The sequence below is a fragment of the Sphingobacterium sp. G1-14 genome, assembly GCF_002196555.1.
Lineage (GTDB): Bacteria > Bacteroidota > Bacteroidia > Sphingobacteriales > Sphingobacteriaceae > Sphingobacterium > Sphingobacterium siyangense.
In genome coordinates, this window is the sequence record NZ_CP021381.1 from 6064083 (window position 1) to 6081620 (window position 17538).

Annotated in this window: 16 protein-coding genes; 4 read left to right on the top strand and 12 right to left on the bottom strand. The window is 39.9% G+C overall.

What is annotated here, in order from left to right; all coding sequences use genetic code 11:
* Positions 1 to 22: 22 nt before the first annotated feature.
* The 5 genes from CBM24_RS25980 to trmB all read right to left on the bottom strand — a co-directional run bounded on the left by CBM24_RS25980 (position 23) and on the right by trmB (position 7937).
* Complete coding sequence (locus CBM24_RS25980; RefSeq protein ID WP_088163264.1) at positions 23 to 718, bottom strand: DUF937 domain-containing protein; 696 nt, start codon at positions 716 to 718, stop codon at positions 23 to 25.
* Between the two features lie 125 nt (positions 719 to 843).
* Positions 844 to 2106: a DUF5689 domain-containing protein gene (locus CBM24_RS25985; protein WP_157698590.1), complete on the bottom strand. Its 1263-nt coding sequence runs from the start codon at positions 2104 to 2106 to the stop codon at positions 844 to 846.
* 3 nt (positions 2107 to 2109) lie between these two features.
* Positions 2110 to 3579 (bottom strand): SusD/RagB family nutrient-binding outer membrane lipoprotein, encoded by a 1470-nt coding sequence (locus CBM24_RS25990; RefSeq protein ID WP_088163266.1) that lies wholly within the window; start codon positions 3577 to 3579, stop codon positions 2110 to 2112.
* 12 nt (positions 3580 to 3591) lie between these two features.
* Entirely contained in the window at positions 3592 to 6843 is a 3252-nt protein-coding gene (locus CBM24_RS25995) for a SusC/RagA family TonB-linked outer membrane protein (protein WP_088163267.1), read from the bottom strand.
* A 437-nt stretch (positions 6844 to 7280) separates the two neighbouring features.
* Positions 7281 to 7937, bottom strand: coding sequence for a tRNA (guanosine(46)-N7)-methyltransferase TrmB (trmB, locus tag CBM24_RS26000; protein ID WP_088163268.1), 657 nt, complete (start codon positions 7935 to 7937; stop codon positions 7281 to 7283).
* A 201-nt stretch (positions 7938 to 8138) separates the two neighbouring features.
* Between trmB and CBM24_RS26005 the strand changes: the two genes are divergently transcribed.
* Complete coding sequence (locus tag CBM24_RS26005; RefSeq protein WP_088163269.1) at positions 8139 to 9080, top strand: GDP-L-fucose synthase family protein; 942 nt, start codon at positions 8139 to 8141, stop codon at positions 9078 to 9080.
* A 16-nt stretch (positions 9081 to 9096) separates the two neighbouring features.
* On the opposite strand, the gene CBM24_RS26010 is transcribed toward CBM24_RS26005, so the two are convergent.
* From CBM24_RS26010 to CBM24_RS26020, 3 genes are all read right to left on the bottom strand, one after another.
* Positions 9097 to 9597 carry a hypothetical protein gene (locus tag CBM24_RS26010; RefSeq protein WP_075990247.1) on the bottom strand — a complete coding sequence of 167 codons (501 nt, stop codon included), beginning with the start codon at positions 9595 to 9597 and terminating at the stop codon, positions 9097 to 9099.
* Entirely contained in the window at positions 9587 to 10006 is a 420-nt protein-coding gene (locus CBM24_RS26015; protein ID WP_088163270.1) for a hypothetical protein, read from the bottom strand. Before CBM24_RS26015 ends, CBM24_RS26010 begins: the two co-directional genes overlap by 11 nt.
* Positions 10007 to 10185: 179 nt before the next feature.
* A complete protein-coding gene (locus CBM24_RS26020; protein WP_075990249.1) occupies positions 10186 to 10455 on the bottom strand; it encodes a YtxH domain-containing protein in 270 nt (89 codons plus the stop codon).
* A 235-nt stretch (positions 10456 to 10690) separates the two neighbouring features.
* On the opposite strand from CBM24_RS26020, the gene CBM24_RS26025 reads away from it, so the two are divergent.
* Entirely contained in the window at positions 10691 to 12235 is a 1545-nt protein-coding gene (locus CBM24_RS26025) for a YifB family Mg chelatase-like AAA ATPase (RefSeq protein WP_088163271.1), read from the top strand.
* On the opposite strand, the gene CBM24_RS26030 is transcribed toward CBM24_RS26025, so the two are convergent.
* Genes CBM24_RS26030 through rsfS form a run of 4 tightly spaced genes read right to left on the bottom strand, consistent with a single transcriptional unit; the run spans position 12232 to position 16067 of the window.
* Positions 12232 to 12855, bottom strand: coding sequence for a rhomboid family intramembrane serine protease (locus CBM24_RS26030; protein ID WP_088163272.1), 624 nt, complete (start codon positions 12853 to 12855; stop codon positions 12232 to 12234). The two genes, CBM24_RS26025 and CBM24_RS26030, sit on opposite strands and share 4 nt — an antisense overlap.
* An 8-nt stretch (positions 12856 to 12863) precedes the next feature.
* Positions 12864 to 13511: a lactate utilization protein C gene (locus tag CBM24_RS26035; protein WP_070561445.1), complete on the bottom strand. Its 648-nt coding sequence runs from the start codon at positions 13509 to 13511 to the stop codon at positions 12864 to 12866.
* 53 nt (positions 13512 to 13564) lie between these two features.
* The gene (gene ftsH, locus CBM24_RS26040; protein WP_088163273.1) at positions 13565 to 15646 is read right to left on the bottom strand and encodes an ATP-dependent zinc metalloprotease FtsH; all 2082 of its coding nucleotides are present in this window, start codon (positions 15644 to 15646) and stop codon (positions 13565 to 13567) included.
* 46 nt (positions 15647 to 15692) lie between these two features.
* A complete protein-coding gene (gene rsfS, locus CBM24_RS26045; RefSeq protein ID WP_046673130.1) occupies positions 15693 to 16067 on the bottom strand; it encodes a ribosome silencing factor in 375 nt (124 codons plus the stop codon).
* A 47-nt stretch (positions 16068 to 16114) separates the two neighbouring features.
* Here rsfS and CBM24_RS26050 point away from each other — a divergent pair, with 47 nt between their 5' ends.
* Together CBM24_RS26050 and CBM24_RS26055 are read left to right on the top strand one after the other, a co-directional pair.
* Entirely contained in the window at positions 16115 to 16885 is a 771-nt protein-coding gene (locus tag CBM24_RS26050; RefSeq protein ID WP_232475638.1) for a biotin--[acetyl-CoA-carboxylase] ligase, read from the top strand.
* A gap of 155 nt (positions 16886 to 17040) precedes the next feature.
* The gene (locus CBM24_RS26055; RefSeq protein ID WP_198386001.1) at positions 17041 to 17490 is read left to right on the top strand and encodes a protein-disulfide reductase DsbD domain-containing protein; all 450 of its coding nucleotides are present in this window, start codon (positions 17041 to 17043) and stop codon (positions 17488 to 17490) included.
* Positions 17491 to 17538: the final 48 nt, after the last annotated feature.

Consider the following 17538-nt stretch of genomic DNA (forward strand, 5'->3'; position numbering starts at 1 on the left):
ACAAATAATAGCTTAACATAGCTTACTTCCCAAACATACCGGCTATCGAATCAAGAATATTTCCCTTCGCCTGTCCATCGTTATTTTTATCAAAAAAACTACCTGCCAATCCACCAAGCATGTCCGTAATGCTACCTCCCGCTGCTGGCTGCTCTGTTGTTTGGGGCTGTTCTTCTTGGCCACCGCCTAAAAAAGAACCCAAAATACCGCCCAACATACCACCACCTGCATTTTGTGATGTTCCGCCACCTAGTACAGAACCAATTAAATCACCAATCCCTCCGCCACTCGAAGCCTGCTTTTGTTGCCCTAAATACCCCATTACGATTGGAGCAAGTGTGGCCAGTACGCCTGTCACTTGAGAAGAGCTCAAGCCCGCTTTATCCGCAATATTCTGTGTCACGACTTCAGTATTTTGGCCAAACATATGGTTGACAATTTTATTGCCATCTTCAGATCCATTCTGCTCCGTTCCTCCCTGTCCGAATAGATCACCAATTTTATCGAGTATTCCGCTATTGCTATGCTGATCAATAGCATTGTCAATATTTTCTGCCTGGCCTTTGTTTTTCGCATTATAGTTCAATGCAGCAATCATCAAAGGAACTGCCGCCGCTACTATCCATTTTGCTTTAGATTCACTGACACCAGTAATTTTTGAGATAGTCTCTATCGCTTTAGAGCCTACTCCGCCTGTAACTAAATCTGTTAAGTTCATAAGTCTTCGTTTATAGTTATATCATGAAGATAACGATTTTTTTTGACGAGTTGAGATAATACCTGATTATAAGAAAGCCCCATTGGACTGTGTAATTCAATGGGGCTTATAATCAATTTTTTAAATTAATAACTTTTATAAATAGCGATATCATCCAATCCCAACCTTCCGTTATTAATCACATTGTTACTTGTTCCTAATCCAAGCTTGGTAACTCTAAAGCGTACTGCCCCCTGAATATTCATTAAGAATACAGCCTGTTTTGAATTCATGCTCTCTGTCGTTGTATGGGCATCTGAAATAGACTCACCTGTTTGTGTCCAAGTTATCCCATTGTCCGTCGAATATTCCAACTTAAATGTACTCGAGCGATCTGTCCAGTAAGAGCCATACCAAATAGTGACTTTTGACGCGCCATTTGGCACATCGAAATTCATTTGTACATAACCGTCCACATTTAAATTCTGTTGCATTCGGATAGCATTTTTTCCAGAAACAATGCGGTCCCGCCCAGCTGTATTTCCTAAGATAGCTTGATACAGATACCATTGTCCTGTCGGAAAAGAGACCACGTTTTTATCCTTCATATCATAGCTACCTTTCACACTTGCATCGACAGCATCAAAAGTTTCGGGCCAACCTGCATATAACTTACCGCTGGCATAAGCCATATCAGCATAACTCTGCATCCTAACTTGTAGCTTTTCGCCCTCCTTGAATGCAATTCCTCTGAATGATGCACTTGGAGCGATGGACTCCCCAGCAAATGTCGCATTATCTTGTGTATGCAATATAATCTCATTTTTATCACCATCCATTAAGATTTTATCTCCTTTCAACGCTGTCCCAGCTGCGGGTTCAGGTTCAACATCGGCTGTAATATCGATATAGGTTGATTCAAACTCATCAAACTTCGACTTTAGACTGGAAACAGCAACAGGTAATGGGGCAATAGTATTACCAGATGAGTAGACTTTAAGCTGTTGATTATTATCTACTGAAAGAACTAATAAGCCATCTTTTTTAATCAGTTTTGAACCGCTAATATTGATCTGAACCGAATCTCCAAATTTAAATTCAGACGCATTGGGTACCTGAACTAATATTCCACGGCGTTGATTTCGCCAAATATTCTGTACAGCAAGTGTATTTTCTGGTAAATTCTTATTTTCCGCATGCGAAACGACCACTGCTTTGATATGTTCTGCCCCTTGTAGCGAAGACGCATTAAGCTGTAAATCGGCATTTTTATATAGACTGCGTAGCGCATACAACGATATTTCAGGATTTAGCGTCCCTATCGATTCATTGACGTTGTCTTTGATACAGCCGGACAGCAATGCTGACATCGCCAACATACTGCATAGTATTGATTTTAACTTTTTCATTGATTAGTTGATTGAAGGTTGCCACCACATTTTTTCATTTATCCCGTCTCCCCCCATACGACTCACAGCATCCTGATAATTTACTTTGTTTAAAGATTGTACAATTGTTGGATAATTTAAACGTACTGGCATTTTCCCTTGATTCAACAAGCCCGGACCTTTGTATAAATCCAATAATTGGGTTCTACGATATTCGTACCACTGTTGGAAATCCGTAAATAGCATCGCATAGTATTTTTGCAAATGCACCTTTTTCAATTTCGCATGATCACTATCTGTGGGCAGCAACTGAACCTTTGCACTGCTTAGGTAAGATGATGGCGCTGTTAGCCCCCAGTATTCCATAGCCGCGTTCACCCCCTTTAAATAGGCTCCAGGCGCATCAACCTGAGCATACCCTCTCATACCACATTCAGCAATAATAAATTGCAACTCGGCGTAATTCATGATATTCCCCATATGCGAGTCGGCTTTTAGACTTGTTAAAAGCGTTGATTGTTGCTCGGGGACATTTCCTCTCTGGTATCCGGACTGCATACCGCCATATACTCCTAATGTGGCTTCAGTGGCCCAAATTTTTAATCGTGGGTCTGAAAGGTCCAGCAGATTATTGATAAAAAACTCTGAATAGCCTTTGTTTCCATTAAAATCTATGTCACGGCTATTAAAATAAGGATTCATATAAGGCTGTACATTGGTGTAGTATAAAGCAGCCGTTTCTGCATTGCTTTGCATCACCGGATATTCAGCGGCATTCGTTTCTAATATTTCTTTGATCTTTGCAACAGCATTGGTTTCTGACTTATGTGCTATACGTAGCAATAATCGGAGATATAAAGAATTACCAAATTTCTGCCATTTTCCAGGATCTGAATTAAATATAGGATCCATCGCTAAATTGGTCGATTCGACAGCAACCTTACCTTTCAAAAGCGTATTGGCCTCTTCTAATTTTCTAAAGATATCCGCATAAATATCGGACTGTTTATCAAATACAGGAGTTAAATTACTATCACTATACCCTTTATTGCTGTCTGTATAAGGTACATCACCATACATATCAGTTATTAACGAACTCACCCAAGCATCCAATATAAGCGAAATACCCTGGTATGTCTGGTAACCCTTCTGCTGCCCTTCCCCTGCCTTCTGATAAATGTCGCGTATATTCGTCAACTGTACGTACCATCCGGACCAGGTAGATTCCGCTTCTGACGGTCTGATTTCATACCGTTGAATCTCCAATGCATCATTCACCGTTACAGTCACTTGCATAAGCTCATTGTTGATGCGCATATTCCGTGATAAATTTGTGTTTAACACATTGAGTAAAGCTGGCGCGATGAGACTTTGTGGCGCTGCCGCAGAAATTGCATTTGGATTTGTATTTATTGCGACAAAATCTTTTGTACAGCTCTGTAGTATCCCACAGGCTGCCAACAAAATAAAAGCTTTTCTTATATTCTTTTTCATAATACGCTGGATTTAAAATGAGAATGATAAATTGACACCCATTGTGCGGGTTGAAGGGAACTGCGCAATCTCTGCGCCCTTCTCAATACCGCTTGAATTTAGCGATCCAAACTCTGGGTCAAATGAAGGCCATTTGGTCATGACAAACAGATCTCTTCCGTACACGCCAATTGATGCGCGCTCAATTTTCAAGCGTTCAACAAAAGACTTAGGTAATGTATAGTCAAATCTGACCTCACGAAGCTTTATAAAGTCCGTGGAAAACGTATTTGATTCTATATTATCCCGGTTAAAATGTTTAGCATAATAATCTCCAGCAGACGCAACAACTGTATTCTTGCTGTAGCTTCCATCACTATTCTTCACAACACCATCGCCGATAATACCATTATATCGTCCCGGAATTGTCTTTTTTAATTTTCCCTCTTCCATCAATACGGCATGCGTCAACGAATATCCCACTCCGCCGAATTGACCATCAAATAAGAAATTAAATCTAAATCCTTTGTATTTAAATTCATTCCCCCAACCAAATTTGGTCGTTGCATTTGGATTACCGATATACATGTTCTGTTGGGACAATACAGGAAGTCCATTTTCATAAATAATTTGACCATCCTGATTTCGCTCATATCCGAGTCCATAGATATCACCAAATCGTTTACCAGGTATGGCCACAATTGTTCCTCTACTTCCAAACAACGTGGATAGCACTAACTCGCCTTGCAGATCTGCAGGTATGGAAATAACTTTCGAATCATAGCTCGTAAAATTTCCATACATATTCCAATTTAAGCCATCTTTCTTCTTGATAATATCGCCAGAAAGCGCAATCTCTATCCCCCTATTCCGTACCTCTCCAGCATTCGTAATCTGATTTCTGAAACCGCTTGAAGGATCCAGCGGAGACTCAATAATCTGATCAAATGTCGAGTTTGAATACAGAGTAAGATCTAATCTAAGTCGATCTCTGAACATTCTAAAATCTGTTCCTACTTCATAAGAACGCGTACTTTCGAACGTCAGATTTTCATCTGGAACGGTGGTTGGATTTGTAAGCCCTCCAGTGGTCCCCTCAACACTACGGTAACCATAAGAGTTTAGATAAGCCCGTTTTCCTCCACCTCCGACTTGAGCAATCGATGCTCTGACTTTCCAAAAATTTATCGCTTTTGGCAGGTTTAGCAATTGGGAAATAACAAAACTTGTATTAAGCGAAGGGTATATAAATGGTTTAACTTCATTCCGTTTCGGAGATGCTAATGTACTCGCCCAGTCGATACGATTCGTTGCATCGACAAAAATCATATCCTTATAACTATAATTTAGTAAGGCATATAAGCTATTGGCTGCATATTCCTCGCGGTAAGGTAAATAAACGATTTTTTCCCTCGCATTGGCAAAATTATATTGGTTTGGATAAATAAGACTATTAGCGTAAGCATCATCTTTAATATACTTATTGTGCATCAATGAACCTCCAACCGATGCGCCAAATTTGTGAAGATTGTTCCGTTGATTGTTATATTGCAATAAAAAGTCGGAAGTAATTTCCTGGTTATTGATGGACTGCTCCCGGTAATAGCCATAAGCATATTTATAGGTATCAAATGGCCTGGATTGTTTGCGTTTATCATAGCTCCAATCGATTCCTGTCCGCACCATCAAATTCAACTCCTTATTGAATTTATAATCGGCCTGTAAATTTCCAATAATATTGTTTTTATCCTGCGCATTGATCATATCATAAGATATGGTTCTTGGATTATCCAACAGGTTTGAAAACGGAGTCATCTGTTCAATTCCTTCCTTTCCTGGAATCCAATTCTGCTCTAGCCAAGCTGCATTCACATTCGGCACAATGCCCCGTACAAAGTACATGTAACTTTGATTGTTATAACCGCTATTTGGTAAATTGTCTGATCCTCTATTATTAAAATTAATTTTTGTTGAGAGGCTCAGTTTATCCGTCACCTTGTTATTGAACTGCATAGCGATGGTATTCCGATTATAACCCATGTTGGGAATAATCCATTTGTTCGTTACGTTGGTATATGAAAACCGTGAACTGGTCTTTTCAGTAGCACCAGAAATACTGATCGAATTAGTAGACGTGAGCTCCGTTTGGAAAAGATCCTTTCGGTTATTTTCATAGGGTCTCCATAATGTCCGCTCTGGAGGTGTCAAACGATAGAAATTAGGATCGTACTGGTAATAATACTGTCCATCAAATTTGGGTCCCCAAGCAGAAGACGTACTTAAAGTACTTGCACCATCCTCTGACTGTCCGTAGGAATAATAAAGATCCTGATCAATCGCACCTTGACCATATTCGTATTGATAATCGGGCCATCTGTTAATTGTCCCAATTGCCGTATTCGAATTAACGGATACACCAATTTTATTTTTAGCCCCTTTTCCCTTTTTTGTGGTAATAATCACAGCGCCATGTGCGCCACGGGAACCATAGAGCGCTGAAGCGCCTGGTCCTTTCAATACTGAAACGGACTCGATATCATCCGGATTAATATCCGCCAATGATGTTCCAAAATCTACAGGAGAATCACTATCCAAATAATTGGAACTACCATTACCGGTCATCCGCGTCCCTCCTCCCATGACAACACCATCCACAACAATCAATGCGGAATTATCGCCCGTAAAAGATGTTTCCCCTCTTAAAATAATCTGATTGGATCCCAATGGCCCCGCACCCGACTTTACCAAATTCAAACCAGCGACTTTTCCTGTTAGAGCATCCGTCCAATTGTTTGAAATTGCATTCGTCAATTCCTCGCCTTTGACCGTGCTTATGGAATAGCCTAATGCCTTCTCTTCTCGCTGTATGCCTAGCGCTGTCACAACGACTTCATTGAGCGCCTCGGATCTCGCACTTAAAGAAATTTTAGCATCCAATTGGCTGGATGAAAACGTCCTCGTCTCCGCTTCGTAGCCTATCAACTGAAAACGGATCGCTGCTCCTGATTCAACTTCAATATCGAAATTACCATTCCGGTCAGTCGCTCCTTTAACTACACCTGCTGCAAGGATTGATACGGATGCCAAGGGTTCTTTCGTCTGATTATCGACAACTTGACCTTTTACTTTAATCTTGGTCTGCTTAATTGCATGCACAGCGTGGTCAGATCCCAGTGGAGCTGCTATCGCCGTAAAATCTGTAGTGCACGCAATTGCTAATGCCGCAAATAGCACTTTCGAGGAGGAGTGCCTCAGATTAATTTGGATAGGGTTAATACTAAACATAGTTATTGGTGTAAATTGTTAATTTTCAATTTGGCACAAAAATATATTCTTAACAAAAAGTATACTTTAACTTAATGTTTTCTTTTTGTTAACAATTGTTTCGAATATCATTTCTTTTTAATGATATTATCATTGTTTAAAATATTTAAAAAATGTATTGAAGTCCGCATCGGCAGGAATATCACACATTAGGCTCGATCTAAAGCGATCGCTCTTTGGTTATTTTTTATTTTCAAATCGAAAATAATTAATAATATTTAAAAAACGAAATAAATCGAAATTATTTAAATATCGATTAAACAAAAAAGAGCCTCTCCAAAAAAGACTCTTAAATCAATTGAAATCCAATAAAATACAGCAAAAATAATGCAATTACTAAAAACAAAAAAAAGTCTAAACTTTCGTTTAGACTTTCTATTATGAAATAAACCTATTCGTTATCGTTTTTCGAAACTCCACTTCACATAGTTAATGTTCTTGTCATGTGCCAAATACTTCCGCTCGTAGTATGTTTTAATGGATAAAACGTTATCCACCAAGTCTGAATGGTAAAGATCCGTCGTTTCTTTATATTTTTTCAAATGCTGTATCTCAATTTGCTCCAGTGTGTAAGCATAGAAACCATCGTTATCTGTTTTCAAATTCATCATCCCCTCGGGTTTCATAATGATTTTATAACGATCTAAAAACTTTGGCCCTGTCAATCGTTTCTTTTCACGACTATCTTGCGGTTGCGGATCCGGAAAGGTAATCCAGATTTCATCAATTTCATTTTCAGCAAAATGTTCAAGGATAGTCTCAATTTGTATCCGAAGAAAAGCAACATTCCGAATTCCATCTTCCAAAGCTGTCTTGGCTCCACGCCAAATACGATTACCTTTAAAATCGATACCGATGAAATTTTTCTCCGGAAACAATCTCGCTAGATTAACAGTATACTCACCTTTACCACAAGCAAGCTCCAAAACAACTGGATTATTGTTACCAAATTGCTTTTCAGCCCATTTTCCTTTATATTCTTTGCCTGCGTCGAGTTGGATTACATTTTCAAAAGTAGCAACTTCAGCAAATTTACGTAGTTTGTCCTTTCCCATTTTTTAATAAATATCCCGCAAAAATAACCTTATATTCCCGCTAAAAAAAATAAATCTGAAGGACAGCACCAATACCGCCAATTACGGAACAGTCCGAAGTCCGATAGCACACACATGAATGAATAAATCACCCTCTTAAGGGCGAATTATATTGCATATAAAAAGCAATTTATCTAAGTTTGCAGGAATCAATAACTTATCGTGGAGAAAGACGCTAAAATTTACATAGCAGGCCATCGCGGCATGGTCGGATCGGCAATTCATCGCAAATTATCGGAGCTTGGCTACAACAATATTGTCACACGCACATCTTCCGAATTAGATTTGCGCAACCAGCAAGCGGTCGCTGATTTTTTCGATCAGGAAAAACCTGACTATGTTTTCCTAGCCGCAGCCAAAGTTGGAGGGATCATGGCGAACAATACCTATCGCGCAGATTTTATCTACGAGAATATGGCTATACAGAACAACGTCATCAAATCTTCCTACGATAATAAGGTTAAAAAATTAATGTTCTTAGGTTCAAGCTGCATTTATCCAAAAATGGCACCACAGCCTTTGAACGAAGATATGCTACTTACGGGCACACTGGAACCTACAAATGAGCCCTACGCTATTGCTAAAATCGCCGGAATAAAAATGGCAGAAGCTTTTCGGGATCAGTATGGATGCAATTATATCTCCGTTATGCCAACGAATCTTTATGGAATTAACGACAATTACCATCCGCAAAACTCACATGTTTTACCGGCCTTGATCAGAAGATTTCATGAAGCTAAGATCAATCAGCTCCCTGAAGTTATTATCTGGGGAACAGGAACCCCTTTACGGGAATTTCTCTTTTCCGATGACCTGGCAGATGCCTGCGTCTTTTTAATGAATAATTATGATGAGAAACAATTTGTCAACATTGGCATTGGCGAAGATCTAAGCATTAAGGACCTTGCCGAATTGATTAAAGACGTTATTGGCTACAAGGGCACTATTTCCTTCGACAGTTCCAAACCAGATGGAACACCACGAAAACTCATGGATGTCTCGAAACTGCACGCACTGGGTTGGAAACATCAAGTTAACCTCCGGGAAGGCATTCAACTAGCTTATGCGGATTTTTTGGAAAAAGAAGCAAACGCTTCCGAATAAATCCAATGCGATCGCATTAGTAGGTTTCGCTATAGGAAGGAATTCCGTACTCGTTAACCTCATCCTTGATAACCGCATTTTCAGCTTGGGCAGCTTTATTTTTCTTCTTTTTGGGACGAATAAACTGTGTTAACTTGCTAAGGAGGCCACTGATTTTATCTTGATTGATCTGGCCGACAGCACGCTCTGACAACAGCAACATCAACGCTTTCTTAAAAACACCGGTATTTTTTAGGAACAACCTATTCATAACAAAAGGCACGCCGATACGTAAGGTCTTCGTTAGCCAATCGGAATCTGGATTGCTACTTTTAGAGAACAGCTGCTGGACAATATTTACCCCTGGGATGTTGTCTTTTAATGTATTGAAAAAGCGAATTGGAGCCTCTATTTTATTGTTGAGCAAGGTAAATTGAGTCTTAAGATAGACTTCTTGCTCATTTTTAAGGGCTTTCAAACGGGAAATCTCAGCCTTAAGCTCTTGTAGGTTACGTATTTTAGTATGTTTATTGTTCATTTGTAGCCCTTTCTCTATCAAGTTTTTCCTTATGTAGATCTTCTTCCTCCTCCTCAATCTCATCGTTCCATTTAGCCAAAAAACGGCGGATAGAAAGATCCATAAATTTGGACTCTAACATCGGCTCAAAAACCCGTATTAAGATAATAATCACCAAGAAAATACCCGCTGTCGCCAAAAAGCCCAAGGAATAACTCCCCAGTAATTCTCCGAGCCAAAAACCCAGTGCCAGGCATAAAAAAAACAGGACAAATAACGTGAATATCAGCTTTGTCGCATCAACCACAAGGCTAGCGATCAATCGAGAAGAACGCTCAATTGTCTTTAATTTGACAAGCTTAAACTGGGAGTCAATGTACTCTTTGGTTTTTTGAAAAGTACCGCTAAGTGAAAATTTTTCTTCTTCCATGCATCTTAAAATTATTCAGGCTATTTCAATGTCTAGTTCTAAAACGAATCCTGTTTCGGCTCAACGCCGGCAACTTCAATCCTCTATCCTAAAAGAAAGGTGTTATCGTAAAAATCTATCCTAGAAATAGCCTGATGATATGTATTCTACACCAATTATTCATACGAATAATTTGCGAACTATGCATGTTCGATGATATCATCATCTAGCACTTCTTCGGTCTGATTTAATTTTCCTTTTAATGTAGAAACAATTTTCTCTTTAAAATCATTCAATTGATCGAATTGTTCTTCCGCTCTCTCACGAATAGCATCACTCAAATCGCTTAATGAATCATTGATTTTATCTCTCGTATCCGACCCTTTGTCCGGAGCAAATAAAACTCCCAAAGCTGCACCTGCAGCAAGACCCGCTAACAACGCCAAAGCTACTTTACTTGTGTCATTCATTTCTTTTTCGTTTTAAAGTTCTAATTCTATTACGATGAATCTAGTCCTCGTTAATAATACAATTAACAGAGCAAATCGTTTGCCAAACGCGGCATTTAATCCATTATTTACAAGAAACTATATCTTCCAATATAATCATTTTTTGATAAACTTCGATTGACTTTCAATAATTCACCAAACAATTATTAACCCGTTCAGTTTTTTAGTATCTTTAAATCAACCCATTATAAAAATTATGCTAAATAAAACCTATTGCAGTGCTGTCTATGGAATCAATGCCTGCACAATTACCGTTGAGGTAATCGTATCTACAGGCCTACATTATTATATCGTAGGATTGCCTGACAATGCTGTGAAAGAAAGCTTAAGACGTGTCGAAAGTGCCATTACTTCCTGTCAACTTCACATGCCACGTCAAAAGATTGTTGTCAACTTGGCACCTGCAGACCTTCGCAAAGAAGGTTCCAGTTACGACCTATCAATCGCAATCGGCATATTGGCCTCCTCCGGGCAAATAACAAATGAGCTTCTGGCAGATTATCTCATTTTAGGAGAACTATCATTAGACGGAAGCATTAAGCCCATCCGCGGTATTTTACCCATTACCTTACAGGCCCTGAAAGAAGGCTTTAAAGGGCTTATTTTACCACAAGAGAACGCCAAGGAGGCCGCTATTGTCAGGGGAGTCGATGTTATCGGAGTAGAGAATCTCAACCAAGTTGTCGATTTCCTAAATCATAAGCTGAAAATTGAACCAACAAAAGTTGATATTCAAACTTTCTTTCATACCGATACAGCAAATTACGATGTCGATTTCTCGGATGTTCAAGGACAGGAGAATATTAAAAGGGCACTGGAAATTGCCGCAGCAGGTGGTCATAATCTTATTTTAATAGGTCCCCCCGGCGCAGGAAAAACTATGTTGGCCAAAAGATTACCGACGATACTTCCACCCCTCAACATGACTGAATCATTAGAAACCACCAAAATACACTCTGTATCTGGAAACCTGAAGACCAAGGAGTCTCTCTTGACTACACGGCCGTTTCGTTCTCCGCATCATACCATATCCGACGTAGCCATGGTAGGTGGAGGCTCCAATCCGCTGCCTGGTGAGATTTCACTAGCACATCATGGCGTATTGTTTTTGGATGAATTACCGGAATTCAAACGGAGTGTACTCGAGGTCATGCGGCAGCCTCTCGAATCGCGACAGATTACCATATCAAGGGCAAAACTTACGGTGGATTATCCGGCGAGTTTCATGCTGGTAGCGGCCATGAACCCCTGTCCCTGTGGCTATTTCAATCATCCCGAAAAGGAATGCATATGTGGCAGCAACACCGTACAACGGTATTTAAGTAAAATATCGGGACCTCTTTTAGACCGCATCGATCTGCATATTGAGGTGACGCCTGTACTATTTGATCAACTGAGCACAACACGTAAAGCCGAGGACAGCCGTACTGTGCGAAGTCGGGTCATTCAGACACGAGAAATTCAGAAAGAACGGTTTGACTCTTTTCCAGACGTTCATTGTAATGCGCAAATGAGTACACAATTGACCCGAGAAATATGTCAGGTTGATGAGCCCGGAAGAAAGTTACTTAAAACAGCTATTGAACATCTGAGCCTATCTGCAAGAGCATACGATAGAATACTCAAAGTTGCTCGAACAATCGCTGATATGGAGCAAAGTAAAATGATCGAAAATCATCATCTCGCCGAAGCGATCCAGTATAGAAATTTAGATCGGGAAACCTGGGGTGGAAAATTTTAAAACTGAGCCAAACAATGCTTAATAACCCAAGGGAAACAGATAATCGTCAAGATCAGACCCGACAATGCGCCAAAGAAATGAGCATCGTGATTTATACCATCTTGCGCTTTTTTTGACGCCCACACACAGTAACCTAAAAACAAAAATGCAAACAGATAAGCCGGCATCGGTATAATCATCATCACACCAATGGTAATTTTCGGATCGAAAAGAATGTAGCTAAACAGAACCGCACAAATCGCACCTGAGGCGCCTAAACTATAGTAACCGGGGTTATTTTTTTGCTGGATGATTGTTGGAATATCGCTCAAGATTAAACTACCGATATAGATTACGGCAAATAAAATATGACCGTATGGACTTGCTTCTGCAAGTATGCGCTCCAAACCAAATGCAAAATAATAAAAGGTAAGCATATTAAACAGCAGATGCCCCCAATCTTTATGCACAAAGCCACTGGTAAGGATGGTATACCATTTTCGATTACGTGCGATACTATACGGATGCAACATCAGTTTACCGTAAAGTTGTTCATGTGAAAACGTATAGATACTGGTAACGAGCGTAAAAAAGAAAATAATACTCGCAACAGGCATTTCTGTTAGATAATATAATAGCATAGTAATTCCTAGAATCGATCCTCTAAAAGTAAAACGTAAAGTTCTTTTGGTCCATGTGCGCCCAAAACCAATCTTTTCTCGATATCAGCCGTCCTGGAGGGGCCGGTAATTGTCGAAATCATTGTCGGGATTTCCTGACCGTAACGCTTCTGCATATAAGCTAAAGCATCCTTAAGATCCCAAACCAATTGCGAAGCTTTGGCAATAACAATATGAATTGGAGGATATATACTCAACCTGCGTCCTGAAGCATTTGCATTACTCACCATAACACTCCCATTACGTGCAACCAATGCTTCACATGATGTAATACTTGCATTTGCTGATTCAAAATCTTCCGCTGTTTTTAAAAAAGGGAAACCATATGGACTGAGTAAATTTTGAACACCTTGTTCCCAAGCGTATATATTTTTGATATTATTCTCCTCGGTCAATAAAATCAGATTTTCAATCAGACCGATCTCACCATCACAATACAGAAACTTGCCTCCCGCAGCAGTCAATTCGCGAACAAAAACAATATCCACCAACTCATCCTCTTCTTTATAAAGCGGCGTTTCTTTGAAATTGGGATGTGGATTATCGTTTTTCTGTAGTAATGCCTGACGTACTCGTTTTAACATTATCTCTTTCGCTGTTGCGTTCTTCACGTTCATGGCGCAAATATATAAATGCAGCGCTAGATCACTCTAGCGCTGCAGCATTCAAATTAATTCAAATTATTGGAGGGTGCTTCTGAGCTCTGCCCTTCGTTAGATCGCGCTTCGTCCGGGTGAACATCCAACGGTAAATCTGTCTGTGGAACTCCACCACCATCAGCACCATTCACAAACTCCTCGTAAGTAGTCTTGGTTTCAAATGGACGTTTACCTAAGATCTCTTCCAAGTCCGACTGAAAAAGAATCTCTTTTTCCAATAGCTTTTCTGCTATTTTAATCAAACCCTCACGTTTATCCAGCAATAACTGTTTGGTACGTGCATAGACGTCATTAATTAAGTTACGTACCTCTGCATCAATCAGCTCTGCCGTTTTGTCAGAATATGGTTTTTGGAAAGACGCCTCAGAACTATCTCGGAAGGAAACATTGCCAACTTTATCATTCATACCGTAGATTGCTATCATCGCATACGAAAGTTGCGTGATACGCTCTAAGTCATTTTGAGCACCTGTTGAAATTCTTCCAAAAGTAATATCTTCAGCGACACGACCTCCCATAGTCATACATAAACTGTCTATAAGCTGTTCTGTCGTATATAGGAACTGCTCACGGGGAAGATACTGTGCATAACCCAAAGCAGCGACACCACGTGGCACAATAGACACTTTCACCAAAGGATCGGCGTGCTCTAAAAACCAGCCCGCAATAGCGTGTCCAGCCTCATGATAAGCAACAATACGTTTCTCTTCCGGAGAGATGATTTTGTTTTTCTTCTCAAGACCACCGATCACACGATCAACGGCATCCTGAAAATCCTGCATATCAATCTCTGGTTTATTTTTACGGGCAGCAATAAGGGCTGCTTCGTTACACACGTTGGCAATTTCAGCTCCCGCAAAACCAGGTGTCTGCGCCGATAATTTTTTTGCATCGACCTCAGCCGATAATTTCAACGGCTTTAGATGCACTTTGAAAATTTGCTCACGGCCAATCAAATCCGGTTTATCAATAGAAATTTGACGGTCAAAACGTCCTGGACGCAACAATGCTGTATCCAGTACATCGATACGGTTAGTAGCCGCTAAAATAATAACGCCTGAATCCGTACCGAAACCATCCATCTCCACCAATAATTGGTTCAATGTATTTTCACGCTCGTCATTACCGCCCATCATCGAGTTTTTACCACGAGCACGACCTATAGCATCAATCTCATCAATAAAAATGATACATGGTGCTTTCTCTTTCGCTTGCTTAAACAAATCGCGAACACGCGATGCACCTACACCCACAAACATTTCGACAAAGTCAGATCCGGATAATGAGAAAAATGGCACTTGAGCCTCTCCGGCTACCGCTTTAGCCAATAAAGTCTTACCCGTTCCCGGAGGCCCTACAAGCAAAGCGCCTTTCGGAATTTTACCCCCTAAATTGGTATATTTACGTGGATTTTTTAAGAAATCCACAATCTCCATAACTTCTTGTTTCGCCTCTTCAAGACCAGCAACATCGTTAAATGTGATATTGATCTGCGATTCTTTATCAAACAACGTCGCCTTAGATTTACCTATGTTAAAGATCGCACCGCCACCGCCGCCAGCACCACCGCCCATACGACGCATCAAGAAGATCCAGATTGCAGCCAATACCAACAACGGCAACATAAACGTGATAAACCAGCTTGCCCAAGGGTTGGAACGATCATCATAAGTCAACTGGACCTTTGGTGTACCTGGCGTTAATTCCGCTTGCGATGCAGCTAATTTCTTTTCTAAAACATCGGGAGAGGCATCCTTAAAAATATATTGTGGACCCTTGTCTTCCTGTCCTGATAGACTTGGAAGCGGATCAGCAGCTTTTGTAGCGTCTTTAAAACTTGGATTATCTTTCCAGCCCTTTTTTAAATAGACCTCCACTTCGACAAGATCATTCTTTTTATAGGCGACGAGACGCTCTACAGCGCCTGTATTCAACATACGTGTCTCAAAATCACTATAGCTAACTTCCTTAGCTGGGCTTTCTCCAAAAACGTACTGTAAGGCAAAAAAACCTAAAAACATGGCAATCATAAGCCACACAAAATTGAATTTTGGCGGTTTCGGGCTTACCTTACTACTCGGGATTTTTTTCATTATATCGTAATTATATTTTCTTTATAAATTTTTTCGTTGAGAACAATTAAGCGCTTTGGAAATGCTGTACTTCTGCATCTCCCCATAAATCCTCGATACCATAATGCGCTCTTTTTTCGGTCTTAAAGATATGTACAACCACATCCACAAAATCCAAAATCAACCATTCACCATTGGATTGTCCTTCTTTATATTGGGGTTCTTGACCAAATGCCTTATAGACTTCTTCTTCGACACTCTTTGCTATCGCATTCACCTGAATGTTAGAGTCGGCATGACAAATCACAAAATAATCGGAAACAGAACTGTGAAGATCTCTTAAATCCAAGCGAACGATCTCGTTTGCTTTCTTTTCTTGCATACCATAAACGATAATTTCTGATAGACGTTGGGACAATTCTGAACTTTTATTTTTACTCATTAAAAAATGTGATAGTTTTGACTTAATATTTATTTAATACTTTCAGTTTGCAAAATAACAATATTTCGGGACTTATCATCGGTCAAAATGCAATATATCTTGACAAAGTCGCCTCTACAAACGATTATCTCAGGGAATTATTGTCAAATTTCAAGCCACTAGCTGAGGGGACTGCCATTTTAGCAGAAGAACAATTTCAGGGCAAGGGGCAGCGCGGAAGCTCCTGGGTCAGTGAACCAGGGAAAAACCTAACGACATCTATCCTCTTAAAGCCTCATTTCCTGCCAATAGCGGAACAATTTGCACTTTCCGCCACAATCGCCATTGCAACCGTCAATTGGCTGAAAAGCAAAACCGAGCAGCCTGTAGCCGTGAAATGGCCCAATGATATTTACGTCAATTCAAAGAAAATAACAGGCATTTTAATAGAAAATAAATTAAAAGGCAGTAAAATGGAGCACGCAATTATTGGCATTGGTGTAAATATTAATCAACTTAATTTTGACACAGCAACAACAATAACCTCGCTCGCCTGCCTGACCGATCGACAGGATTACAACATCAAGGAACTGGCACAGGAGTTATTCCAAGTGATCCAACAGGAGTACCTGAACCTGTATAAGGAGGGCGCTCAATATCAGTTAAACCGCTACAACGCGTTATTGTTTTGGAGAGGTGAAGAAAGACCATTCCTAGTCGACGGCTCCAAGAAGACCGGTATTATCCAACAGGTGTCTAATGACGGGAAGCTACTGGTTCTTTTGGAAGACACCTTGCGCGAATTTGATATCAAAGAAATTACACATCTTATTACTTAATCTTTACAAAAAAAGGATAACCCATTTTAGAATTGTCATACCTTTGTTCTAAATTTGTCAACAGCGTGATTAAACCTTTATTCACCCGAAGCATCAAAGAACAAGAACACACTGCAATCATTGTAGTGAAAAAGGAAAGAACAAATTAAATTCTGATGAAAAAGTTAATACTGTTAATGACTGTGGTAATTTTTGCAGTTACGGGAGCATTCGCTCAGATTCACAAACCTGTAAAATGGACTGTGGCCAGCAAAAAGTTAAATAATAAAGAAGCTGTAGTTTATGTAAAAGCGACAATTCAAAATGGATGGCACATTTATTCACAAAATGTGAAAGATGGCGGGCCAATTCCAACTTCTTTCACCTTCGCCAAAGCTGCTGATTATGCACTGGTCGGTAAAACTGCAGAGCCGAAACCAAAAGTAAAACATGAGGATGTATTTAAGATGGATGTTGGTTATTTTACAAACGAGGTAATTTTCCAACAAAAAGTAACTTTAAACAAAGGAACTGCCACCGTTAAAGGTACTGTCGAATGGCAAGCATGTGATGCATCACAATGTCTTCCTCCAGACGAATATGCTTTTGCTGTGACAATCAAATAGTAAAAATGATTCTACACGGATAAATTAATAAGGCGATTCTCATCGCCT